This window comes from Streptococcus sp. 4886 (genome assembly GCF_013276485.1).
Lineage (GTDB): Bacteria > Bacillota > Bacilli > Lactobacillales > Streptococcaceae > Streptococcus.
On the sequence record NZ_VMLD01000033.1, the window covers coordinates 1 to 568 of the forward strand.

The following is a 568-nucleotide window of genomic DNA, read 5'->3' on the forward strand; positions in this document are numbered from 1 at the left end:
TGCACGGTAGAATTACGGTTCCCCGTAGAGTGAGCGTGCACTTGTCGATATGGCGCATAGCCTACTTGTGGCAAGCCTGTGCGTAGTCTGCTTGTATCGATATCCATTACTCTTGTCCTTTCCAAGCGTCATTCATCTGTTTCACGGCTGACTCAACAAAAGTATCCAAGTCCTTGTCGGTCATACTGATGTTATATTTGATCAGCTCTGCACGGATTTTAGCACGAGCCTGTGCCAATTTTTCATCACCTTTATAACCTGTCTCAGCAGCCACCTGCTCAACGGCATTCACTGCATTCTTGGCTAGGATTTCAGCGATAATCACCGCTTTTTCTCCGCCTTTACGCAAAAGGTAGTCTTTTACTGCTTTTACAATACCGCCTACTGCTACTGCTAAAAAGCCTGTCGCAAAGGCAATGATGAGTTCGTTAAATTGTGTCATATGTTGTTTCCTTTCTATTTTGGTTCATACACATCATAGATAGTATGGGGGTCTTTCGTTCTGATAGCTTCATATTGAGCCTTTGTACCAACCCAATATTTCAAGGCTTGCCCACCGTTTTGGTTG

General features: G+C 44.2%; 1 protein-coding gene and 1 pseudogene. Both read right to left on the reverse strand.

From position 1 onward, the window contains the following. Positions 1–107: pseudogene (locus HT679_RS10815) on the reverse strand (autolysin); the annotation flags it as partial. Continuing rightward, positions 107–442 carry a phage holin gene (locus tag HT679_RS10820; protein WP_173214586.1) on the reverse strand — a complete coding sequence of 112 codons (336 nt, stop codon included), beginning with the start codon at positions 440–442 and terminating at the stop codon, positions 107–109. The gene HT679_RS10820 and the pseudogene HT679_RS10815, both read right to left, overlap by 1 nt. Between the last annotated feature and the right edge of the window lie 126 nt (positions 443–568).